Below are 23,191 nucleotides of genomic sequence, written 5' to 3'. Positions count from 1 at the left end.
CTCCTAACGGCTATTGACGTCAAAGCCGTTAGGAACGCTACTCCGGGTCAGGTCGCCCGCCGCAGCGCGACAGCCGCCGCGGTCAGCTCCGGGAGCGCGGCAGGCAGTCCTTCTTGTACTTGAGGCCCGAACCGCACCAGCAGGCGTCGTTGCGCTCCGGCGGCCAGGCGATCCGTGCGCTGGGCCGCGCCGACACCTCGGCCGCGTAGCCGGCCCGGACCGCCACGTCGGCCGGATCGCCGCCACGTCGACCGGCGAACGCGGTCAACCCGGCCACTGTCGCGCCGAACACGCCCAACCCCGCCTGGCCGGCACCCCGCAGCCGAACCAACTCCGTCTCCAACCGACCCCGGTGTGCGTCCCAGTCCGGCCCGTACACGTCCGTGAGGGCGGGGTGCTCGGCGAGCAGGCGATCGAACTCGGCCCGCGGCCAGAAGAGCAGATCCGACTCGGCGTCCCGACGCTCCCCGGCCCGACGCACGAGCTGGGTCTCCAACCGGTCCGCCAGGTCGTCCTGCCGGTCGTGCGGCAGGTTCAGATTCCGGCGTACCCGATGCCGTTGTTGCAACAGGAAGAAGGCGACACCGGGCGCGTCCGGCGGACCGAGATCGACCACCGGGTCGATCGCGGTGCTGGCCGGCCCGGACGCGGCGGTCGCGCGTTCGTTGAGCAGCGTGTCGACCGCCTCGCTCAGCCACGTCTCGGCGATCGCCGAACGCCCGCCAGCGTCCAGCGCGGCACTGACGTACGCGGGGGCGTCGGGCTGCACGAGCAGCAACGGGCGCAACGCCGTCAACTCCGCCATCGCCTCGTCCTCGCGTCCACCGGCCCGGAACAGCGCGCGGGCCCGCAACGCGCGGGCGAACCCGGCCCGAGGGTCATCGCCGGACGGGTACGCCGCCAGGGCCTGCTCCGCGTACCGCAGCGCGGCCTCGGGCCTGGCCCGGATCTCCGCGATCTCGGAGGCCAGCGTCAGCGCGTCCCCGGCGTCGTCCGGGTCCTCCAGCCGGCCCTGCTCGGCGGCCTCCGCGAGGTCGGCGGCGACACCGAGCGGATCGGCCGTCCCGAGCGCCGAGCGGCGAAGTTCGGCGAGGTCGGCCTTGGTGAGTATCTCTCTCGTCGGCACGATCTCACGGTACGTCGGGGTACTCACGGTATGCGGGCAGATCACCTGTTACGCCGCTCTCATGCCGCCCGCCGGGGGACTACGACCAGGCGCCGGCCGCCGCAGCCTGAGCGGCGTAGCTGTCGAAATCGAGCGGGTCCCGACCGAGAACCCGACGTACCCCGTCGGTCGGTTCGGCGAGATGGCCCGCCCGCATCCCGGCGAAGAGGGCGTTCAGCACCGTGGCCGTCTCCGCCGGATAACCCTCGGCGAGCAGTTCGGCGTGGTACTGCTCCGGGGTGAGCTCCACGTAGCGGGTCGAACGGCCGGTCACCCGGGCGATCGTCGCCACCGCCGCAGCGAAGGTGAGCGCACGAGGACCGGACAGGTCGTACACCTGTTCGTGGTGACCGGGCGACGTCAACAGCGCCGCGGCGACGTCGGCGACGTCCTGGGCGTCGACGAACGGCTCCGGCGTGGCGCCCATCGGCAGGGCCAGCCGACCGTCGAGCAGTGGTTGGCGCCACAGGTCCTCGCTGAAGTTCTGACTGAAGTTGTTCGTCCGGATGATCGTCCACTGGACGCCGGATTTCCGCACCGCCTCCTCGGCGGCGACCATGCCGGGGGAGAAGTCACCGATCCGGTCGATCCCCCGGCCGGAGAGCGCCACGAACCGGCCGACACCCGAGTCGACCGCCTGGGTCACGAAGTCGGCCGCCAGCGCCGGGTCCTCCGGAGCGAGCAGATAGACCGCAGAGGCTCCCGCCAGGGCCGGCCGCCAGGTGTCCCGCCGCGACCAGTCGAACCGCACCTCACCGGAGCGAGAGGCGGCCCGGGCATGCCGACCCGCCGCCCGCAGCGTCTGGACCAGCCGACGACCGGTCTTGCCGGTGCCGGCCATCACGAGTATCGAAGGTGCGTCAGTCGTCATGACCACGAGTCAACGCGCCCCGTCGTGGGCGGGACATGTCCTGTCGTACCCCAGGCATGTCCGATCGTCCGCGGTCCATCCTCCGCGATCTATCGTCGGTGACATGGACCCGTTCGACAATCTGCTGCGCGGTCTGCACGCCGACGGCGCGGCCTTCGGCCGGTCGGTGCTGACGCCGCCGTGGGCGCTGCGGTTCACCGACGGCGCCCCGCTGACACTCTGTGTCCCGATGCGGGGCGAGGGCTGGATCTCCCACCCGGAGAGCGACAAGCCACGCCTGGTCCGGGTCGGCGAGGCGGCGACCGTACGCGGGCCGGCGCCGTTCGTCTTCTCCGCCGAGCCCCGGTCGAGCTTCGAGCCCGGGGAACTGCGGGACGTCCGGCGCGGCCAGACCGGGGTGGTCGACCCGGTGGACGCGGACCACACCGACCGTCTCGTGCTGCTGGTCGGGGTGTACCACGTCCGGGGTCGGGTGCCCCAGCGGTTGCTGGGCGCGCTGCCGCCGGTGCTCGTCGTGCCTGAAGACCAGGACTGCGCCGCGCTGCGCGACTACCTGGACGCCCAGCTCGACGCGGGTCGGCCAGGACGACAGGTCGTGCTGGACCGACTGCTGGACTGGTTGTTGGTGTGCACGGTGCGAGACTGGTTCGACCAGCCGGAGGCCGAGGCGCCCGGCTGGTACCGCGCGCTGAGCGACGACACTGTCGGACCGGTGCTGCGCGCCATGCACGACGCGCCGGGCCGCCCGTGGACCCTGGCCAGCCTGGCCGCGCAGGCCGGGGTCTCCCGGTCCACACTGGCCAAACGGTTCACCGCGCTGGTGGGCGAACCGCCGCTCACCTATCTGACCGACTGGCGCATGACAGTGGCCGCCGACATGCTGGCCGAATCGACAGCGACGGTCGCCGCCGTGGCGCGTCACCTCGGGTACGCGGACGCGTTCGGTTTCAGCGCGGCCTTCAAACGCGTGCACGGCATGAGCCCGAGCGGGCATCGACGGCTCACCCGGGTCGACGCCACAGCCGCGTGACCGGCAGTCCGACCGCTGCTCTTCAAGACCCAGAGCCGGTCGACGAGTGGCCGCAAAACCAACGAACTACTGTCATCTGCCGTCAACCCGTCGTCGGTAGCGTCAGGTCGCCAGTTTCCCGACCAGGTCGCACAAAGGCGGAGTTATGGGCACGGTGGATCGCCGTACGTTCCTCAAGGCGATGGGAGTTCCCGCGATCGGCGCGGCGCTCCCGTTGAACCTCAGCAAGGCGCTCGCCATCCCGGCGAACAACCGGACCGGCTCGATCAAGGACGTCGAGCACGTCATCATCCTGATGCAGGAGAACCGCTCCTTCGACCACTACTTCGGCACCATGCGCGGCGTACGCGGATTCGGTGACCCCCATCCGGCGACACTGCCGTCCGGCAAGGACGTGTGGCACCAGCCCAACGGGACCGACGAGCTGCTGCCCTTCCGCCCCGAGGTGAAGGATCTCGGCCAGACCTTCCTGCCGGACCCGCCGCACGGCTGGAACGACGGGCACGCCGCCTGGAACGACGGCCGGTTCGACAAGTGGGTGCCGAACAAGGGCGTCACGGCGATGACCTACCACACCCGCCAGGACCTGCCGTACCACTACGCGCTCGCCGACGCCTTCACCGTCTGCGACAGCTACCACTGCTCGCTGATGGGCCCGACCGACCCGAACCGCTACCACATGTGGAGCGGCTGGGTCGGCAACGACGGCAAGGGCGGCGGCCCGGTCATCACCAACGCGGAGGCCGGCTACGACTGGTCCACGTACCCGGAGCGGCTGGAGCGCAACGGCATCTCCTGGAAGATCTACCAGGACGTCGGCACCGGTCTCAACGCCGCCGGGTCATGGGGCTGGACGAACGACCCGTACATCGGCAACTACGGCGACAACTCGCTGCTCTACTTCCACCAGTACCAGAACGCGCAGCCCGGAACGCCGCTGGCCGACAGGGCCAAGACCGGCACCGAGGTCAGGACCCAGGGCCGCGACCCGGAGGCGCTGCTGGCCGACTTCCGCGCCGACGTCGAGGCGGGACGCCTGCCGGAGGTCTCCTGGATCACCGCTCCCGAGGCGTACACCGAGCACCCGAACTGGGAGCCGGCGTACGGCTCCTGGTACATCTCCCAGGTCATCGACATCCTCGCCTCGAACCCCGAGGTGTGGAGCAAGATGGCACTCTTCATCACCTACGACGAGGAGGGCGGCTTCTTCGACCACGTGGTCCCGCCGACGCCCCCGCAGACCCGCGAGCACGGGCAGTCGACAGTGCCGACCACCAACGAGATCTTCCCCGGCGACGCCGACCACCCGGCCGGGCCGTACGGCCTCGGCATCCGGGTGCCGATGGTCATCGTCTCGCCGTGGACGCGCGGCGGCTACGTGAACTCGCAGGTCTTCGACCACACCTCACTGATCAAGTTCCTGGAGGCGCGGTTCGGGCACGGCCGGCCGGACCTGATCGAGAAGAACATCACCCCGTGGCGGCGGGCCGTCGTCGGCGACCTGACCACGGCCTTCGACTTCCGGCACCCGAACCGCTCACGCGAGGTCAGGTTGCCCGACACCGACGACTTCAAGCCCGAGGAGCTGGTCCGGCACCCCGACGAGGTGCCGGTCCCGCCGGCGGACCAGCGGCTGCCGAAGCAGGAGCACGGGGTACGCCCGGCGCGGCCGATCCCGTACACCCTGCACGCGGACGGGCACCGCGGCGACGACTCGTTCCGAATCGACTTCCGCAACTCCGGCGGGGTGGCCGCGGTCTTCCAGGTCCGCCAGGCCGGCAGCGCGGACGCCCCGCGCAGCTACACAGTAGAACCGGGCAAGCACCTCACCGACACCTGGCCGGTCACCTCCGGGTACGACCTGTCGGTGCACGGGCCGAACGGGTTCTTCCGCCGGTTCACCGACGGTCGATCCCACCTCGACGTCACCCCCTCGTACGACGAGCGCGACTACAAGCTGGCCCTCACGCTCAAGAACCGCGGGTCGAAGCGGGTCGAGGTGACCGTCCGGGACGGGTACAACGCTCGTCCGGTCAAGCTGTCGCTGCGCCCCGGCGAGACCGAGCGCGCCACCTGGGCGCTCGCCCGCACCCACGGCTGGTACGACCTGACGGTCCACGTCGCCGGTGACGGCGACTTCGCGTACCGCTGCGCGGGTCATGTCGAGAACGGCAAGGACAGCATCAGCGACCCGGCCCTCGGCGGGCTCGTCTAGGCGGTTCCGGGGTCGAAGGACGGCGTCCGTCCTTCGACCCCGCCTGAACGTCGAGTGGCAGCGTTCCACCGCCGTACCTCCGGCCTTCACATGATCTTCAGTAGTCGGGCGGACGGGCTGTCGAGGCTGTCGGGACGACTTCGTCTCGATCAAGGCAGGTGTGGCAGTGCCGGACCCATCCACCATCAGCCGTCGGCGGTTCCTGACCATCGCGGGCGGCACCGCCGGCGTGGTCGCGGTGAGCCAGCTGGTCGCCGAGCTCCCCGCGGCGTACGCCGACGAACTGGACCCGGCGCCGTTCACCCTCGGCGTCGCCTCCGGCGAGCCGGACCACGCCAGCGTCGTGCTGTGGACGCGGCTGGCGCGCGACCCGCTCAACGCGGCGGACGGCGGTATGCCGCCGGAGCCCGTCCCGGTCCGGTGGGAGGTGGCCCGCGACCCGCAGTTCCGCCACGTCGTCCGGTCCGGCGAGGTGACGGCCACGCCGACGGCGGCGCACACCGTGCACGTGCTCGTAGACGACCTGGCCCCCGACCGCTGGTACTGGTACCGCTTCTTCGCCGACGGGGTGTCCAGCCGCACCGGGCGTACCCGGACCATGCCGCCGCCCGGCGCGAAGGCCGACCACATGCGGTTCGCGTTCGTCTCCTGCCAGTCCTGGGCCGGCGGCCCCTACCCCGCCTACCGGGACCTGGCCGAGCAGGACCTCGACTTCGTCGTGCACCTGGGCGACTACATCTACGAGACCACCAACGGCAGCCTGACCGAGTTCCGCCGGCTGCACGCGCTCTACAAGACCTCGCCCGACCTGCGTGCTGCGCATGCCCGGTTCCCGTTCATCATGACGTGGGACGACCACGAGGTGCAGAACAACTACGCCGGCGCGGTTCCGGCCGGGGCGGGCGACGGCCGGCCCTTCCTGGAGCGCCGCGCCAACGGCTACCAGGCCTACTATGAGCACCTTCCGCTCCGGCCCGAGCAGCGCCCCAGCGGGCCGGACATGCTCATGTACCGGCGGGTCGACTTCGGACGGCTGGCCCAGTTCAGCGTCCTCGACACCCGGCAGTACCGCAGTGACCAGGCGCTCGGCGACGGGCGGAAGGAACCAACCGGCGAGGTCTTCGACCCGGCCCGAACGATGACCGGCCCCGAGCAGGAGCGCTGGCTGCTCGACGGGCTGGGCCAGTCCAAGGCGCGCTGGAACGTCATCGCCCAGCAGACCATCATGGCGGCGTTCGACTACGACCTGGGACCGGGGCAGATCGTCAACCTCGACCAGTGGGACGGGTACCCGCCGGCCCGCTCCCGCATCCTCGACTTCATCGCCACGCACCGGATCTCGAACCCCGTCGTCCTCGGTGGAGACTGGCACACCCACTGGGTGAACGACCTGAAGACCGACTTCACCGACCCGGCCGCGAAGACGATCGCCACCGAGTTCGTCGGCACGTCGATCTCCTCCGGCGCCGGGTGGGACGCCGACGTCCGGGCCGGCCTTGCGGCAAACCCGCACGTCAAGTTCTACAACGGTAGTTACCGCGGCTACGTGATCTGCGACGTCACCGAGCGGCGCTGGCGTGCCGACCTGCGCATCGTGCTGGACGCGCGGGACGCCCTGTCACCGGCGTACACGATCGCGGCGTTCGAGGTGCGCGACGGCGTGCCGGGGGCGTACCGGATCGACGCCGGCGACGGCATCGTCGGGCGGGTCACCGACGCAGCCACCGGTGCCGCTCTGCCGAACGTGCAGGTGACCGTGCTCCGGGAGGACGGCAGCCGACTCGTGGCGAGCACCACCGACCCGTCGGGGGAGGTTCTCGCCTTCGCGCCGCCGGGCAGCTACACCGTCGCCGTGAACGGGGTCGGCTACGAGCCGGTGAGCCGTCCGGCGGCGGTCGTCCAGGGCGCGCCGACGAAGCTCGACCTGCGGCTGACCCGGGCGGCGACCACGGCCGGCGCCGGCCGTGTCATCCCCGGCCCGCAGGCCGAGGCGACGGCGTCCGACCTGGTGCTCGGCAACGACCTGCTGGCCCTGGCCGTCTCGGCGGGCACCGACGACCCGCAACTGTCCGGGGTCACCGTCGGCAAGCCCCTGGACCTGGCCGCGGTCGGACGCCTCGACCAGCTCGACTGGATCAACCTGCCGTACGCCTCGGCGACGCAGCCGCGCGGCACCAACGCGTGGCAGCAGCGGACCGTCCGCTCCAGTGCCGTCGAGGTGCTCTCCGCGACCGGCCCATTGGCGTCCGTCCGCGCCACCGGCGTCAGCACGGCGGTCGCCGACCTCCAGGTCGTCACGACCTACACCATCCGGCCGAACGAACCGTGGGTGCTGGCGGAGAGCGTCTTCACCAACGTCGGCACGGCATCGCGCACCTTCTGGACCGGCGACGCGCTCGACCACGACGGCGCCGGCCAGCGCAGCGGTGTCGCCGGGCACGGAACGATCACCAGCAGCACCCCGGCCGACTATCCGCCCGCCGCGCCGTGGATCGGCATGACCGGCTCGGACCGGCAGACCTACGGCCTGCTCTACGAGGAGGCCGGCTTCGTCGCGTACGCCGCGTACAACTGGGTGATGAGCCAACGTCAGGTGACCCTCGCCCCGGGCGGGACGTTTACGCTGCGGCGTCGGATCGTCGCCGTGGACAGCGGTGCCGGTGCCGACCCGTTCGCGGTGCTCGGCCAGCTCTGACCGACACGGGGGTGAGTGGCGCTGCCATCCACCCCGCTCCCTCTGGACGACGGTGAGCGTGATGACTCACAGGTATGTTCATACCGCAGAGTCATCACGCTCGTCACGACGTCCGCTCGTCAGGACGTCGGGCGGTCAGAACTCCTCGTACACCGCCGGGTCCTGGTCCGCGAGCCGCCCGTCCGGGCGACCTAGCGCGGTGATGGCCTCGACCTGCGCGTCGGTGAGCTTGATGCCGAAGACGTCCAGGTTCTCGGCCTGCCGCTGCGGGGAGGCGGCCTTGGGCAGCGGAATCACCTGACGGGCCACGTGCCAGGCGAGGATCGTCTGCGCCGGGCTGACGTCGTGCGCGGTCGCGATCTCCACGACGACGGGGTGCTCCTGCAGGTCGTTGCCACGGCCGAGCGGGCTCCAACCCTGCACCAGGATGCCGTGCTCCCGGTGGTAGTCGAGCGCCTCCTGCTGCGGAAAGTACGGGTGCACCTCGATCTGGTTGACCACCGGGGCGACCCCGGTCTCGGCCACCAGCCGCTCAATGTGCTCAGGCAGGAAGTTCGAGAGCCCGATGTGCCGAACCAGCCCGCGCTCGCGCGCCTCGATCAGCGCCCGCCACGCCTGCACGTACAGGTCGACCTTCGGGTTCGGCCAGTGGATCAGGTACAGGTCGACCCGGTCGAGGCCGGTGCGGAACACACTCTCCTCGATGGTGGTCAGCGCCTCGTCGTAGCGGTGGTGCCGCCCCGGCAGCTTCGAGGTGACGACCAGCTCGTCCCGTACGTCACCGGCCGATCGGGCGGCCCGGCCGACCGCGCCCTCGTTCTCGTAGTTCACCGCCGAGTCGATCAACCGGTAGCCCGCCCGGATCGCCTGACCGATCGCGTCGACACCCGCCGAGCCGTTCAGCCGGTACGTGCCGAGCCCGATCGCCGGCAGAGTCGTGCCGTCGGCTGCCGCGAGATGGGGAATCGTCATGATTGGGACCCTACCTGCACTAGATGCGCGGCGACGGTGGCTCGATGTCGGGGCGCACGCGACGGAACGAGCAACCCGCCCGCGGCCGTCGAGGAGGCGAACGACCAGGACGCTGCCACGGGTCACAACGAGACGATGACCGGCTGGACCTGCACGTTCTTGGAAGGTAAGGGTGAGAGGCTCTTCGACGACCGGTACCCGAAGGGGCTCGCCGCCCGCTTTCCGATGGTCGTCCCGGTACGAAGACCACCGGGAAAGCGGGAGCACCGAATCCCGGAAGGCAGAAAACGGCGGGATTCAGCAGACGTGCGTTCGCCAACTCACCTTCGTCACGGTCATGGGAACGTAAAAGAATCCGTCACCAGGAGTAGCGCATTCCGTGCCGGTGAGAGTCATTCCTTGGGTGGTGAACGACCAGCTTATCTCGGCGTTCCGGTTCGTGTAGTTGTAGTAGTTGAAACCCGTGATGTTGCCGGTCCACTCCGTGGTGGTCACCAGGGACGGAGTCGCCGTAGGAACCCCGTTCGGGTGGTCCCAGTGGGGCCAGACGCAGAATGTGCCCGGCTGGCAGTTCCCGGGCGGGTAGACGCCGGCCCCCGACTGGGGTGCCGCCGAGGCAGGAGGGGCAACAGCCAGCACACCTGCGATGACCCCGGCGATGGCGAAGGGTTTCAACAGCACGGCTACCTACTTTCATTGATGAGCGTAAATTAACCCAAGCTACCGCCGGAAAGTTGCGCCGTCAAGTACCTGCGCTACCGCCCAGGTGGACGGCCGCATCATTCGCAATAATGTGGGCAATGCGTCACGATCTCCGCGGCTTGCGACGACAGCAGGACCACCGGTCGGCGGTCAGGGGTCAGGGGTCAGGGCGAGAGCTGCTCCCGCACCGCAGGCCGTGGCGCCTACGGCCACTGACGGCAGGACGCCAGCCGGGAACCCGGCCGCCGGCCGATCCGGCCAACTCCGAACGCCCCCGCGACTCGGGTAGCAGGCGACCAGCTCGCAGCCAGCTCTGCGTTCGGGCCGCTCAGCGACAGCGATCAGCGGCGGGTTGGTTGACACGGGGAACATAATCGATGCAAATAAATCTATCCCTGGGCTGAACGAGCTCCGGTCCCGTCCCTGAACACCGTTAGGAAGGGAAGCTCATGCGCAGATTTACCAGCCGAATCGCTGCGGGTCTCGCCGCCGCCTTGGTCACCACACTGGCCGTGACGATACCGGCGTCGCCCGCAGCCGCTGTCGAGACGCTCAAGGTTCCCGACACCGGCCTCGTCTTCTACCAGGCCTACACGCAGATCATCGTAGGCAGGCAGGCCACGCCCGACGGTATCTGCCGCCCGGTCCCGGCCAAGGCGATCTGGGCGATCGGCTGGAACGGCTTCGGTTCCGTCTCTGGCTACCGGACCTCCGACTGCACCGGCGCTGCGTCCGAGCTCAACAACTTCCACAGCTGGCCGTACGAGGGCTACTACCTCTCCTATCGGGCCGGTTGACCAGCGTTCCCGGTGGTCGTTCGCGGACGGCCACCGGGAGGGCACCGATCCGGAATTGCCCGGGTCGCCCCGCCGGCCGAGCAGGCGACGCCGGGACGTTGTCGGGCTGGCCAGAGTGGCAGGCGATGGTGCCGCAAGTTAGGGGGCCTCGTCGGGGTCGTAGTGCTCCGGGCCGGGGATCCGACACCTGGGCAGGAGGCCCTGCCGATCCCCGCGAGCAGGGTGCCCCCCGCCTGCACGTACCGGTCGACCCTGGGGTTCGGCCAGTGGACCAGATACAGGTCGATCCGGTCGCGGCCGGTTACCGGGTGATCGCCCGCTCAGTCGAGGAACCGCCGCTCAGCAGCGGGTCGGTACGCCGCTCGGTCTCGGGCAGATCCATCGCGGCGGCCAGGAGATTGGCGAGCCGACGGCTGTCGTCCAACCCTTGCCCCTTGCCGGCCCAGTCGTCGAAGGTGAGCCTGATGTTCTCGTCCGTCGTGATGATGTCCAGGACTGGGCCTCGCTTGTCGCGTTCGCGGAACCGCACGTAGCGAACGTCCGCGAGAGGGAACTCGCGCTCGATCGTGCCTTGTTTGCGAACTGAACTCTGTGCCGAGATGAAGAGACGTGCGGGTGTCACTCCCAGGTAGGCGTCCTCGCCGACGAGGCGGTCGAGGTTGACATCGGCGATGGCCAGCAGGGGTTCCTCGCCAGGCACGACCCATCGGAGGATTCGCAGCACCTCATCTGGCACAGCCTCGGCGAAGACGGTGAGAGGCGGATCCAGCGGAGCAGTTTGGGTGTGCACACGGTTGCGAAGAATTGCCACCCGCTCGGCCAACGCCTCGGCCATGTCGACAGCGGATTTGATGTCCTGGCGCTTCGCGGTGAACGGCAGACTGAACTCGGCCGGAAGTTCAGCGATCAGACGACATTGACGTTCAAGACCGGCAAGCAGATTCGCCACGTCCCCCATGGCTTGGGTGTGCTCACGCTGAGTCTCGGCGACCAACTCGGCCAGCAGGCCTTCGTTCTCGGCGGCATGGGCCTCGTCGCGGCTGATGTGTCCCGCGCGCAACACCTGAAAGCGATACCAGGACCACTCCGCCATGAGCATGCCGTGAGCGTCGGCGAGAATCTGGTCGACGTTCTTCTGAACGTAGGTGCGACGGCTCTGCCCGTCAGTATCGAGCGCCGTGATGTGCCGGCGGACGAGCGACGTGAAGAGGTGCCGTTGCTTGCGCAGGTCTGCGTCCCTGGTCGCGATGGAGGCGAAGACGTGGTCGTTGACGCCGCTGGCCGCCTGGGCCTCACGTACGGCGCGCAGCGTCGTCTCATGCAGGCCGAGCAGCGTCGCCCACTGATCCTCGTGCAGCGCCCGAAGAACGTCACGAGTCAGTTGGACGTTCTCGTCCAGTCGACGTGAGATCGACGCCAGCTGCACCTGCAGTGCCAGGAGTGCGGCGGCCGGCCCGAGAGCGCTGAGGATGGAGGCGGTCTGCGCCCCTGTCACGGGCGCCCAGCGCACCAGGTTGGCGATCTTCCCGTTGGTCGTGACAAGTGCACCCAGGTTCCAGCCGCCTGACGTCATCGGTTGCGCGGTCTTGAGCGCCTGCAACGTCTCGGGCGCCAGACGCACGAGCCCTTGCACCGTGGTCGCACCCTGGGCGCCCTGCGCCGCGACATTGCCGATGCCCGAGGCCATCGCGAGCTTGTCGGTCAGGCCTTGGTTTGCGTGAGCGCTCATCATTTCGAAAGGGATCACGTCGAAGCCGATGGGCGGCTGGTCCCCGAAGAGCACGGCCAATCCCGGCTCGATCTCGACGAGGCTGACGGTCGGCTCGTCGTCGGGGAGGACCGTGGCGTCGAGGGTGCCGTTGTCAACGAGTCTGGAGAGTTGGTTCTCGGATCCCTCGGCTTCGGGTGCCATCCCACGTCCTTCATGATCGACAGCAAGAGCATCACATTACGTGTCAACGTGGTCACCCTGGCTCATCCGGAGCGGTACCTCATCGCGCGTAAGGTCCACACGCGAGTGACTGAACAGATCACCGGCGGGTCGTGGGCTCCAGTTGTGCGAGCAGGGCGCTCACCTCGGTGTGCAGGCGCCGCAGCTCCGCTGCGCCAGGGGCAAGCTCGTAGCAGTGGTGGTGCGTGGCGGCGGAGAGCGTCGCCCAGGCGAACGCCACCCGACGAGCGGTTTCACTGCCTGGACCGAGCCGGCCGCGCAGCATCAACTGCTTCGCGCGGCCCTGCCGGCACGCCGCCACGGCCGGCTTCACCCGCCGCCAGTAGGCGTCGACGCCGCCTTCGAGGGCGAGCCGGATCAGGCAGGCGCAGGCCCGCGGCCACCAGCCTGCGGTCACGGCAGCGGCGCCGAGCAGCCCGGCCCCGCGCAGCAGCTGATCGGCCGCCGCCAGGCATCGCTGTGGCGTCGGCGCGGTCACGACAGCACCGCCGCGAGGAGGCGGGCGTCCGCGACCAGGCCGGGCAGGTCCGCCAGGTACGCACCGTGCACACCTTCCCGACACGCCTGGTACGCGTCGACGGCCCGCCGTCCGTGCCGACGGAGCAGCTCGTTGCGTACGTCACCGCCCCGATCGGCGTCGTCGAACACCGCCAGGGCGACTGTGGTGGCGAGCCGGCGGGACGCGTCCTCGATCGCGTCCTCGATGTCGACGTGCCGGACACCCCCCGCCACCCGGTTCCGCCAGACCGAGCGGTGGCAGGCCGCCTCGACCGCAGAGCGGCACAGTTCCGCGACCACTGGGCCGCGCACGTCGGCGGGGATCTCCGCGTTGCGCGCCAACGCGTACGCGTCGTCCAGGTAGCGGGTCACCGGGTCGGAGCCGGGCCGCAGCGTCACCACCGACTTCTCCGCGCGGGTCACCTCGATGATCCGCGCCTTGCCGAGATCGAGTCGGCGGACCGCGTCCGGCAGCCGGGTGTCGTGGGTGAAGACGACCACCTGCCGCTGCTCGGCCAGCTCGGCGAGCACCCGCGCGAGACCGTCCACCTTCGACGGGTCCATGCTCTGCACCGGGTCGTCGACCACGATGAACCGGAACGGGCTCTCCGGCGCGCAGCTGCGGGGCAGGAACGTGGCCAGCCCGAGCGCCTGCATCTCACCCTGACTCATCACGCCCAGCGCCGTGCCGTTGTCGGCGCCGTCCACGCTGACCGGGAAGACCACCCGCCGCCGGGTGTTCGCGCCTTCCAACGTCAGTGACCCCAGCTCGACGTTGCTCTCCTGCCGCAGCTGCGCCCAAATCCGCTGCGAGTGCCCGGCGAACGGCGCGACCCGCTCGTTGCGGATCGTCGCGCCGGCGTCCTTCAGCCAGGCGCGCGCGGCCTTCAACCGGGCCACTGTCGCCTCCCGCGCCGGCAGTCCGCCGGCGGATGCCACCCACTCGCGCACGTCGGCCGCCGCCGCCCGCCAGCCGGTGTCGCGCTGCCGCAGAAATCCCTCGGCGTACGCACGCGCCGCGTCGACCGCAGCCACCACCGCCGGGTACCGCGCGGCCAGGTGGTCGGCCAGGTCGCCCGGCTCCCCGGGTACGCGCCGCAGCGCGACAACGGCGTCACACACGGCCCCGACCGTCGGCTCCGACCCGGGACCCTCGGGCGCCGCGAGGTCGTCGATCAGGTGGTGCGTCTGCCGCAGCAGAGCCGTCAGCCGGGTCGTCGCCGTCTGGGCAGCGACGCTGCGCTGCCGAAGCTCGCTGAGCAACTGCGCGGCGGCGGCACGCCAGCCACCGTCGAGGCTGCCGGTGGTGCAGACCGGGCACGACCCGTCGCCTTCGTCCTCGTGATGTTCGAGCGCCAGGCGGAGCAGTTCGGCGCCACGCAGCGCGGCCTGGGACCGGCCACCGTGGTACCGCTGGGCCTCGATCGCCGCGTCCCGCAGCTGACCGGCGAGCCGGGTCACCTCGTCGACCGGCGGCGGGGCGAGGGCGGCGAGCTCCCGACAGAGCAGCACCTCCCGGTCGGTGGTCGCCTCGTCCGGCTCGTCGAGGATCGCCGTCACTGCCGCGAGGTCGACCGCGCCCCGGCCACGCAGCAGCGCGGCGGCCCGCCGGGCCCGCTCGTCGACGATCCCGTCAAGCGTGGCGACCAGGGTGGCGCGCTGTGCGCGTACCTCCTTGATGGTGGTGTCGTGCGGCCGGGCGGCGCGCAACAGACGCTGGTCGGCGTCGGTGAGCGCGTCCAGCCCGAGGATCGCGAAAAGGGCGTCGAAGAGCTGACTCTGCGTTCCGGCGGCGAGCTTGCCCAGCTCGGCCGCGGTGAGGAACGGCCGGTACAGCTCCAACGGGCGGGCCAGACCCAGCTCGGAGAGGTCCGCATGCCGGCCCTGAGCGCTGGTAACGGTCACCTCGGCGTCGGCCAGTTCCGCCCCGACCGGCCAGGCGCGGTTCACCCGGGTCGGCGCGGCCACCCCGTCGACCCGCAGCTCCACACCTACCCAGCACGGGTCCGGGTTGTGCAGGTTGCGCCACCCGGTACGCCAGACGCTGGTCTTGTCGGCCCACCGGGCGCTGTCCCCGGTGAGGGCGAGCTCGGCGGCCTCGGCGAAGCTGGACTTGCCGGAGCCGTTGCGGCCGACGACCAGTGTGAAACCCGGCCCGGGGCCGATCTGGATGGTCCGCTCCGGGCCGACGCCACGGAACCCAGCGACGGTCACCGACTTCAACCAGATCCCTTCCGCCGGACCGTCGTCGGCGGGGGAGCGGGGGTCGAGCCGGGTGGGAGTGCCGGCGAGCGCGGCGCTCAGGTCGTCCTCGCCGGTGAGGGCGGCGAGGACGAGCTCGGCGGTCTCGGTCGGTACGCCGTCAGCGGCGGCCAGTCGGTCGAAGATCAGCTCGATCAGGGGCGTGGTGGACTGCGGAGGCTGGGTCATGGTGGTCTCCAGGCGTGTGGTGTCCGCGGGCCGACGGCTCGTCGGCCCGCCCGGGGTGAGCGGTGGAAGTGCGGGCTACCGCGGTCGCGGTCAGACCGTGGCGTTCGCGTGCCAGTCGCGCAGGAACGCGTCGACCAGGGCGTGCGCCCGAGGACGCAGATCGAAGGACTCCTCCCGCCGGCGGCGGGCCATGTGCGACAGGCCGTCGGCGGCCTCGTTGAGGGCGTGGCCGCTGTGCCCCTTAACGTGCGCGAACGTCACGTCGGGGCATTGGGCCACCTGTTCGGCGAGCCGGACCAGGGTCGGCTTGTCTGACCAGCGGCGCTGCCGCAGGCTGTAGCCGGCGGGCATCGCGTCGGTCTCGCCGGCCTGCCAGCGGTGTAGGTATCGCACGGCCGTCAGGCTGTCCAGCAGCACGGTCATGCCCGCTGGCACTTCCTCATACCCGGTGAGCAGATAGTCGACCGCGCGCAGTTCGTCGACGAGGACCCGGGACCTGCCGGTCGGGTCGAGCCGGCCGGTGCCCCGCCCGAGCAGACCGTAGTGGCCATCGCTGACCACGTACCCGATGCCACCCGCGCGGCCCTTCCAGCTGGCGTCGGTCGCCGCCACCAGCGGACCGGCCGCCTTCGCCCAGCGGAGCACCCTGCCACGCCCACGGTCCTGGTCGGGAAGCGGCAGGCAGTCGGCCTTGCGCCCAGAGTGTTCGGTGTGCGCGGCGGCGAGGCGCTCGGCCGTGTCGAGCAGCTCGGCGGCGGAGGTCAGCTCGTCGTAGTGGGCGGCGGTGAGGGCGAGGTGGACCGCATCACCGATGCCCTGGCAGTCGTCGCAACGCGTGGCGCGGGTGTAGGGGCGAAGGATGAGGACGCGGTCGTGCAGGGGCGGGGGGAGCTGGGTCAGGGCGCGGAGGAACTCATCGGGGCGCACGACGCCTCCTGACGTCTTGTGATGGGGGCACGCTCATTGAGTCCTCACAGCTCCGTCACGTCGGTCACGACGGCGGTCAGCTTGTCGCGGGAGCGCTTCGTGCTGGCCGTCTCCTCCTGCTGGACGGAGGCGGAGTCGCCGGTCACCTCGAAGGTGTTGATGATCGGGTCCTCGGCGCCCTTGACCTCGTACGTCACCTCGTAGGTGACGGAGGGGTCGAGGCCGTCGCCGGTGTAGGTGACGTCGATGCGGTATGTGATGTTGCAGCCAGCGCTGCCGAAGCACTGCTTCCGCAGGGTCTTGACCTTGAGCTTGAAGTCGCCCTTAGCTGGAGTGTCATAGACCGGTGCGGCTGGCACTGTCGTCGCGGGCGCGGTAGTCGGTGCGGCGGCACTGGTCGGGGCGGACGTGCCGGCCCGCGACTGGGAAGCAGCGGTGGGGGCGGCCTTCCCTTGATCGGGCGACTCCTCACCGTTCCTTGTGGTCAGCAGCACACCGCAGCCGCCGAAGCAGAGCAGCAACACCAGAACGGCAGCACCGGCGATGACCCACCGGACCTGGGACCTTTTGCGGGTGGCGGGCTGCGGGCTCGTTGCGCCCACGGTCTCGGGCTGAGCCGAGGGCTCAGCCGGCGGGTTCGGCTGGTGGTGGGGCTCGGTCATGGTTCTCTCCTCTGTTGAGTCGGAAGCTGTGGAGCTGATGTCGTGAAGGGATCAGACCGACGGGATGCCGACGACCTCGACCTCGACGCCTTCGTTGCGCAGTGACTTCATGGCCCGGTAGAGCGCGACCTGGGCGAAGGTGAAGAGCGAGTCCACGGTGAGTGGCTTGCCGGAGCCGAGCGCGATCGCGTAGATGACCTTGCGGGGCTGGAAGTTCAGGTCGACGACTCGCCCCCACGGCTGCCGCTTGACCATCTCGACCAGTGCGGTGCGGGCGTCGGTCTCGTACCGCAGCGCGTCGACCGACACAGCGCCCTGGGCGAAGAGATGACTCAAGGCCGAGCTGCCCTTGGCCCGCTTGACGTGGATCAGCTCGTCGCCGGGCCCGAGCAGGTCGCAGGCCTCGAAACCGCGGTGGTGCTGGCTCGTCCGCAGCAGCCGCCGGTCCAGCAGGGTCAGACCGCAGACCCGCGCAGCGTGGACGTTGTACGCCTCCTCGTCCGACAGGTCGGCGGTCCAGGCCGGGAGCGCGAAGCTGGCCGGTCCGGCCAGGATCTGCTCGATCTCGTCGCGGAGGAACTTGCGGTGCTGGTCGCCGATTTCGTACCAGCCGCCCTCGTGCAGCAGGAGCTGACTCTCACCGTGGGCGAGCTGTGCGGTGATCCACCGCGAGGCGGCCGTCGAGCCAATCTCCTCCGCGCCGGCCGCATCCGCGTAGAGGGTGACGCGTCCGTTGCAGAGCGACGCCCACCGCTCGCCGTCCGGGACGCCCTCGGTCTGCGCGAGGACGTCCGCCATCGTGAGCTCCGGCAGACGCGCCGGAGCGAGACAGGACTTCGGCACCCGAAGCTTGTACGACCGGATCCGCTCGATCTCGCTGAAGACCCGGCCCGGTACGGCCAGCCCGACCTCCACAGGATCTGGCAACCTGAGCAGCCGATCCAACTGCTCCTCTACCATCGACAGCCGGGGATCCCCGGCCGGCACCGGTCGGATCTGGGTGATGAACTCCAGGTCAGCGAAGGGTGCTTCCTGCCTGTAGACCCGGTCGATCTCCCGCAGGTCGGCGAGCAGACTCGCGGCCTCGACACCGAGGTGGATGCGCAGGGTGTCGCTGCCCCCGACCGGGGTGGCCTTGCCGGTGGACCGGCAGACGGTGAGATTCGGGTTGAACGTCCGCCCGCAGACCTGGCCGACGATCTCGCCCCACTTGTCGATGCCGTACATCCGGATGTGCTGACCGCCCGGGACCATGTTGCGGTCGACGCGGCCGGTGGTGCCGAACACCCGCCGGCGTACCTGCTTGATCTCGTCGGGGGCGAGCGAGCGCACCGCGAAGCCGATCCCGAAGCTCGAGTTGGCCAGGTCCAGATCGACCATGTGGCGGCCGACGGTGCCGTAGGCGAGTGCGTAGACGTGGTCGTCGACCGCGACGAGCAGCGCGGCACCGCCACTGCTGAAACCCAGGTCGATCGTCTCCCCGGTCAACGAGGCGAGCACGTCGCACCAGTCGGCCCGCTCGCGCGGCACCGTCCCGTGCACCAGCAGCGCCGGCGCACCGGCGACCAGGCGCTCCTCGATCATGAAATCGTGCTGTCGCACGTAGCGGTGGTTCACCGCCTCATGGAGACCTTCGACGGTCGGCGTCACCCGTTCGAGCTGGTAAACCGACGTCAGATAGGTGCCCTCCGGCCGCTCGGGCAGGTCGAGGTCGAAGAGGGTAGGCGCTTCGTAGGGCGGACGGGTGACGTCCTTGCGGACGACACGACGGTTGGTCGGTCTGGGCGTGGTCGGCTGGCTCGCACGGCGCACGTCGATCTCCTCGCGTTGAGAATCGGGGTGGCGGTGGTGCGGGGGAGGGGTGCGCCGAGGACGGGCTTCGCGGGTCCCGCCCTCGGCGCGAGGGGTCAGCTCAGGGCGACGGTGACGCCGCCGGAGAACATCGAGTCGTGCAGCTCGAGCTTGGTGAGCTTGACGTTCTTCGGGATGTCGAAGACCACGACGCCGTTGACCTGATTGCCGGGGTTGACGTCGTTGAGGAACGTCTCGGCGTTCTTGTTCGCGTAGATCGCCGCACCGGTGTCGGCGGAGTACTCGGTGCCGTCGGCCGCGTACGCCTTCTGGCTGCTGCCGTCGAACATCTGCGCTTCCTTGCCGATGTTCTTCACGTTGAGCGTGACCAGGCAGAACTGGCCCTGCGCCTTCTGGACGAGCGGCTCGCTGCCGATCTTGGCGACGCCGCACTTGGACGACTTCACCGTGAACTCGAACTTCCCGTCCCGGGCCGGCTCGCCAACCTTCGCGGTCTTCGGCTTGTCGTCGCCCTTGGCGCCGCCGGCGTCGGCCTTGCTGGTTGCGTCATCGGTGGTGCCGGCACCGCAGCCGAGCGCGATGAGGCCGGTGGCGAGCAGGCCGAGGGTAGCGATCTTGCGCATGCTGAAGCTCCTGTCGGAAGAAGGGGGATTGCTGGTCGACTCGCCGGATCGGCGCTTTGTCGACGCCCATGAATCACAGCAGGAGCCACGGCTTGGAGTCCAACATGCAGGCGCCGAAGCGTTGATAACCCCGGTTACCAATCAATGCGGCGCAAAACGATCCCATGCGTTCTGCTGACAACGCACCTAGCGGTGACCCGAGGCAGGGGGTTTAGACGTGCTTGAGGCGAGCGCAGACCTCATTACGCTGCACGAGACCGACATCCTGGCCGTCGTGCGACGGCCCGTCGTCACCACGTGGCGCCGCCGGTACCCCGGCTTCCCACAGCCCTGTCAGGTCGACCGCAGTCGCCCACTGTTCAAGGCATGGGAGGTCGTCGACTGGCTGGTGGTGACCCGACGCGTCCAGCTCGCTCCTCCGCCGTCGCCGCCTTGCCCGGCGCCGGCAGGTCGATGTCCCTAATGCCGGAAAGAGATCCAATTACGGGGACAAGTTCGGGCTCCTCGGCCAACAGGGCTTTGAGCACAGGTCTGCTGGCCTGGTCGGGCAGCTTGCCCTGGTGCTTCAGCGGCCGTCGCTGGTCCTGCCGGAGAGCGGCTCGCGAGTTCCGTTGCGGCTATTTCGCGGTCGCCCGGGGTGACCACTCGTTGGCGAAGGTTTCCATCTGTCGGATGACCAAGTCGACCGCAGTGCGCTCGTGGTCAGGCGGGTAGTCGTAGCGTGCCAGCAGCCGGCGGATGTGACTGCGCAGCTTGGCGCGTACTGGCTCGCGGGAGAACCAATCCACCGTGATCGACGACTGGATCGACTTCACCAGCTCTCGTGCGATCTCTGCGAGGGTGCCGACGCCCATGAGCTCCGTAGCCGCTCCGTTCTGGGCGACGGCGTCGTAAAAGGCCAGTTCGGCATGGTTGAGCGGAGGGTCGAACTGGTGGCCGCGCCGGGCGTCGGCGGACACCTGCTTGGCCAGCTCGACCAGTTCGACGATCAGCTGCGCGCTGGTCAGCTGCTGACGCATGTAGCGGTTCATCAGGTCTTCGAGCTGGGCGGAGAAGCGTTCCTGACGGACCACGTTGTGCTTGGTGACCTCGCGTATCTTTCGCTCGATCAGCCGGCGCAGCGCCGCAGCGGCCAGGTGCGGGGTCTCCGAGTTCTGCAGGCGCTGCAACGCCACCCCGTTGAGCTCGGTGATGTCCAGCTTGCCGAGGCCCGCCTCCTCGTAGATGTCGGTGATGTCGGCGGCGTCGACCACCTCGGCGGCGAGCTGGGACAGGTAGCGCTCTACCTCGGCCGTGTTGGGCAGGCCTTTGGCCTCCCGGTCGGCGGCCTCCTCCTTAACGATCCAGACCCGGACGTCGCGGAAGTAGTGGATATCGCGGCGCATTCGCTGGATGTCGCCGGCACGGTCGACGAAGTCGCGGCTGGTCGCGCAGAGCGTGTAGAACCGTTCCAGCCGGCCCGCTGAGTCACGGAAACGCCGGTGCAGCGGCTGCGTGCCGGGTTCGACGTCGTTGCCGGGGGTTCGCGGGTTGCGCAGGAAGTTGGCGGCCTTCTTTACTGCCCGGCGCCAGCGGGTCGGGTCCTTCTCGTCGGCCAGGATCTCCCGCCACTTGACCGGGGCCAGCATGGCCTCGAGGACCGAAATCTCGTTGTGCACCTCACTGATGGCACGCTCGATTTCGCGGCCGAGGGTCTGGTCCTCCTGGTCGCTAGGCGTGTATTCGGTGAGTGCCTTGCGCAGGTTCTCGGTCAGCGGGGCGTAGCCGACCAGCAAGCCGTCCTGCTTCTCCCGGAACCGGCGGTTGACCCGGGCGAGCGCCTGCATCAGGTTGGCGCCCTTCATCGGCCGGTCCATGTAGATGGTGTGGATCGGCGGCGCGTCGTAGCCAGTGAGCAGCATGGAGTGCACGATCAGCAGCTCCAGCTCGTCGTCCGGGTCCTTGGCGCGGGCCTGGATGGTCTTCTGCTGCGACGGGCGCAGGTGGTGCGGGCGCAGCACCTCCTTGTCGCTGGGCACCCCATGGAAGACGATCTTCATCCTGCCCTTGTCGACGGCAGAGTCCGCCCAGTCGGGCCGCAGCTCCTCGAGGGCGTCGAAGACGCGGACGCAGATCTCCCGGGTCGCGCAGACGAGCATGGCCTTGCCCGGTCCGCCGAGCTGTGGCCGCATCAGCTCACGCCGCTTCTCCCAGTGCTCGACGAGGTCCTTCGCAAGGGTCTCGACCCGGTCGGGAGCACCGTAGACGGTATTCATGGTGGCGGCGTACGCCTCGGCCTTACGCCGCTCGGCGTCGTCCAGGCTGGCGGTGAGCTTCTCCACCTGCTCGTCGATGCTCTCCGGGTCGATGTTTGGCGGCAGCGACACCGGAATGATCCGCGGCTCGTGGTAGACCCGCACGGTCGCCTCGTCGTCGACGGCACGCTTGAGGTCGTACACGTCGATGTAGTCGCCGAAGACGGCGCGGGTGTTCACCTCGGCGGTGGCGATCGGGGTACCGGTGAAGGCGATGAACGTGGCGTGCGGCACCGCGTCACGCAGGTGCCGGGCGTAGCCGTCCAGGCTGTCGTAGTGGCTGCGGTGCGCCTCATCGACGATCACCAGGATGTTGCGCCGGTCGGAAAGAAGCGGATGCGGCCGGCCGGCGTCGCGCTCCTCTTTCGTACGCCCGAACTTCTGCAACGTGGTGAAGATGATGCCGCCGGCGTTCCGGTTTGAGAGCCTGTCCCGCAGTTCGGCGCGGGTGTCGGCCTGCTCCGGCTCCTGGCCCAGCAGCGTCCGGCTGTCGAGAAACGTGTCGAAGAGTTGGTCGTCGAGGTCATTGCGGTCGGTGAGCACCACGATGGTCGGGTTCTTCAGGGCGGGGTGGCGGGCGGTCAGCGCCGCCGTGCACACCATCTCCTCGGACTTGCCTGAGCCCTGGGTGTGCCAGACGACACCCGCCTTCCCGTCGCTCTGCGATGCCCGCACGATGCACTCGACGGCCCGGATCACCGCGAAGTGTTGGTGGGCCTTGGCGATCCGTTTCGCCTTCGACGTGAAGTTGACGAAGCCGCCGGTCAACTCTAGGAAGCGCCGCTGGTTGAACAGCCCGTAGAGGGCGACGGTGAGCGCCTCCGGGCCGTCGTAGTCGGGCGATGTGGTGTCGACACGCTCGCCCTCGTCGTCGATGTTCCATGGCGCGAAGTGCTCGTAGGGGGTGAACGGGGTGCCGTACTTCGCGGTGACTCCGTCGGAGATCAAGCACAGGACGGCGTGCCGGAAGGCGAGCGGGAACTCCGCGAGGTACGCCTGAAGTTGGGCGTGCGCGCCCGTCAGGGTGGCGTTCTCGTCGGTGGCGTTCTTCAGCTCGACGATCGCGACCGGCAGACCGTTGAGATACAGCACGATGTCGAACCGGCGCCGGAAGTCGCCGTCGACGATCGTGACCTGGCTGATCGCCCGGTAGACGTTGCGGCCGGGGTCGTCCAGGTCGGCCAGGCGCACGGTGGGGTTGTGCTCGGCACCGAATGCGTCGGTGTACGTGATCGAACGGATGCCGTGGACCAGCCGTTCGTGTGCCGTCCGGTTCTCGGCGAACGCCTCCCGCGACGCCACGTCGGTGGCTGCCCGCACCGCGTCGGCGACCGCCGTGGGCGGCAGGTCGGGGTTGAGCCGCTCAACCGCCGCTCGCAGGTCCTCGACGAGCACGAGGTCGGCCCAAGTCTGCCGCTGCCCTGACCCCGGCGCGAAGTCCTTCCCGGCACCCGGCTCCCACCCGAGCTCACCGAGCTGATCCAGCGCGAGCGCCTCCCAGTCCGCCTCGCCCATCCAACCGCCCACACCCATCCCAACCCCTCCCC

The 23,191-nt window shown here is 69.7% G+C and carries 17 protein-coding genes; 5 read left to right on the top strand and 12 right to left on the bottom strand.

The annotated features are described in order from the left end of the window. Positions 1–82: 82 nt before the first annotated feature. Positions 83–1,126, bottom strand: coding sequence for an SEC-C domain-containing protein (locus ACQRWP_RS13635; RefSeq protein WP_430502594.1), 1,044 nt, complete (start codon positions 1,124–1,126; stop codon positions 83–85). 79 nt (positions 1,127–1,205) lie between these two features. After that, positions 1,206–2,036 (bottom strand): NAD(P)H-binding protein, encoded by an 831-nt coding sequence (locus ACQRWP_RS13630; RefSeq protein WP_430502593.1) that lies wholly within the window; start codon positions 2,034–2,036, stop codon positions 1,206–1,208. 103 nt (positions 2,037–2,139) lie between these two features. On the opposite strand from ACQRWP_RS13630, the gene ACQRWP_RS13625 reads away from it, so the two are divergent. The 3 genes from ACQRWP_RS13625 to ACQRWP_RS13615 all read left to right on the top strand — a co-directional run bounded on the left by ACQRWP_RS13625 (position 2,140) and on the right by ACQRWP_RS13615 (position 7,976). Further along, the gene (locus ACQRWP_RS13625) at positions 2,140–3,066 is read left to right on the top strand and encodes an AraC family transcriptional regulator (RefSeq protein ID WP_430502592.1); all 927 of its coding nucleotides are present in this window, start codon (positions 2,140–2,142) and stop codon (positions 3,064–3,066) included. Between the two features lie 145 nt (positions 3,067–3,211). Next, on the top strand, positions 3,212–5,281 hold the full coding sequence (locus ACQRWP_RS13620) for a phosphocholine-specific phospholipase C (protein ID WP_430502591.1): 2,070 nt from the start codon (positions 3,212–3,214) through the stop codon (positions 5,279–5,281). Positions 5,282–5,447: 166 nt separating this feature from the next. Beyond that, entirely contained in the window at positions 5,448–7,976 is a 2,529-nt protein-coding gene (locus ACQRWP_RS13615) for an alkaline phosphatase D family protein (RefSeq protein ID WP_430502590.1), read from the top strand. A gap of 135 nt (positions 7,977–8,111) precedes the next feature. Here ACQRWP_RS13615 and ACQRWP_RS13610 read toward each other — a convergent pair whose 3' ends face one another. Both ACQRWP_RS13610 and ACQRWP_RS13605 read right to left on the bottom strand, forming a co-directional pair. Further along, entirely contained in the window at positions 8,112–8,948 is an 837-nt protein-coding gene (locus tag ACQRWP_RS13610) for an aldo/keto reductase (RefSeq protein ID WP_430502589.1), read from the bottom strand. Between the two features lie 297 nt (positions 8,949–9,245). After that, positions 9,246–9,629, bottom strand: a complete 384-nt coding sequence (locus ACQRWP_RS13605; RefSeq protein WP_430502588.1) for a hypothetical protein — start codon at positions 9,627–9,629, stop codon at positions 9,246–9,248. Between the two features lie 533 nt (positions 9,630–10,162). Here ACQRWP_RS13605 and ACQRWP_RS13600 point away from each other — a divergent pair. Next, complete coding sequence (locus ACQRWP_RS13600; RefSeq protein ID WP_430502587.1) at positions 10,163–10,447, top strand: hypothetical protein; 285 nt, start codon at positions 10,163–10,165, stop codon at positions 10,445–10,447. Between the two features lie 301 nt (positions 10,448–10,748). Here the strand turns inward: ACQRWP_RS13600 and ACQRWP_RS13595 are convergent, their stop codons facing one another. The 7 genes from ACQRWP_RS13595 to ACQRWP_RS13565 all read right to left on the bottom strand — a co-directional run bounded on the left by ACQRWP_RS13595 (position 10,749) and on the right by ACQRWP_RS13565 (position 19,350). Continuing rightward, positions 10,749–12,359, bottom strand: coding sequence for a hypothetical protein (locus tag ACQRWP_RS13595; protein ID WP_430502586.1), 1,611 nt, complete (start codon positions 12,357–12,359; stop codon positions 10,749–10,751). A 118-nt stretch (positions 12,360–12,477) separates the two neighbouring features. After that, complete coding sequence (locus ACQRWP_RS13590) at positions 12,478–12,876, bottom strand: hypothetical protein (RefSeq protein ID WP_430502585.1); 399 nt, start codon at positions 12,874–12,876, stop codon at positions 12,478–12,480. Then, positions 12,873–15,326, bottom strand: coding sequence for an AAA family ATPase (locus tag ACQRWP_RS13585; RefSeq protein WP_430502584.1), 2,454 nt, complete (start codon positions 15,324–15,326; stop codon positions 12,873–12,875). The genes ACQRWP_RS13590 and ACQRWP_RS13585 overlap by 4 nt, the downstream gene beginning before the upstream one ends. A 90-nt stretch (positions 15,327–15,416) precedes the next feature. Further along, positions 15,417–16,253 (bottom strand): ribonuclease HI, encoded by an 837-nt coding sequence (locus ACQRWP_RS13580; protein ID WP_430502583.1) that lies wholly within the window; start codon positions 16,251–16,253, stop codon positions 15,417–15,419. 44 nt (positions 16,254–16,297) lie between these two features. Beyond that, the gene (locus ACQRWP_RS13575) at positions 16,298–16,915 is read right to left on the bottom strand and encodes a hypothetical protein (RefSeq protein WP_430502582.1); all 618 of its coding nucleotides are present in this window, start codon (positions 16,913–16,915) and stop codon (positions 16,298–16,300) included. 51 nt (positions 16,916–16,966) lie between these two features. After that, positions 16,967–18,727, bottom strand: coding sequence for a DUF6119 family protein (locus ACQRWP_RS13570; protein WP_430502581.1), 1,761 nt, complete (start codon positions 18,725–18,727; stop codon positions 16,967–16,969). A gap of 95 nt (positions 18,728–18,822) precedes the next feature. After that, positions 18,823–19,350, bottom strand: coding sequence for a DUF4352 domain-containing protein (locus ACQRWP_RS13565; RefSeq protein ID WP_430502580.1), 528 nt, complete (start codon positions 19,348–19,350; stop codon positions 18,823–18,825). Between ACQRWP_RS13565 and ACQRWP_RS13560 the strand changes: the two genes are divergently transcribed. Beyond that, a complete protein-coding gene (locus tag ACQRWP_RS13560) occupies positions 19,349–19,528 on the top strand; it encodes a hypothetical protein (RefSeq protein ID WP_430502579.1) in 180 nt (59 codons plus the stop codon). The genes ACQRWP_RS13565 and ACQRWP_RS13560 overlap by 2 nt on opposite strands. A 439-nt stretch (positions 19,529–19,967) precedes the next feature. Here the strand turns inward: ACQRWP_RS13560 and ACQRWP_RS13555 are convergent, their stop codons facing one another. After that, positions 19,968–23,177, bottom strand: a complete 3,210-nt coding sequence (locus ACQRWP_RS13555) for a type I restriction endonuclease subunit R (protein WP_430502578.1) — start codon at positions 23,175–23,177, stop codon at positions 19,968–19,970. Between the last annotated feature and the right edge of the window lie 14 nt (positions 23,178–23,191).

Origin of the sequence: Micromonospora trifolii (assembly GCF_050516465.1) — a bacterium.
In the GTDB taxonomy this organism is placed as follows: Bacteria; Actinomycetota; Actinomycetes; order Mycobacteriales; family Micromonosporaceae; genus Micromonospora; species Micromonospora trifolii.
The sequence above is the reverse complement of the archived record's forward strand: the minus strand, read 5'-3'. Positions and strand labels throughout refer to the sequence as shown.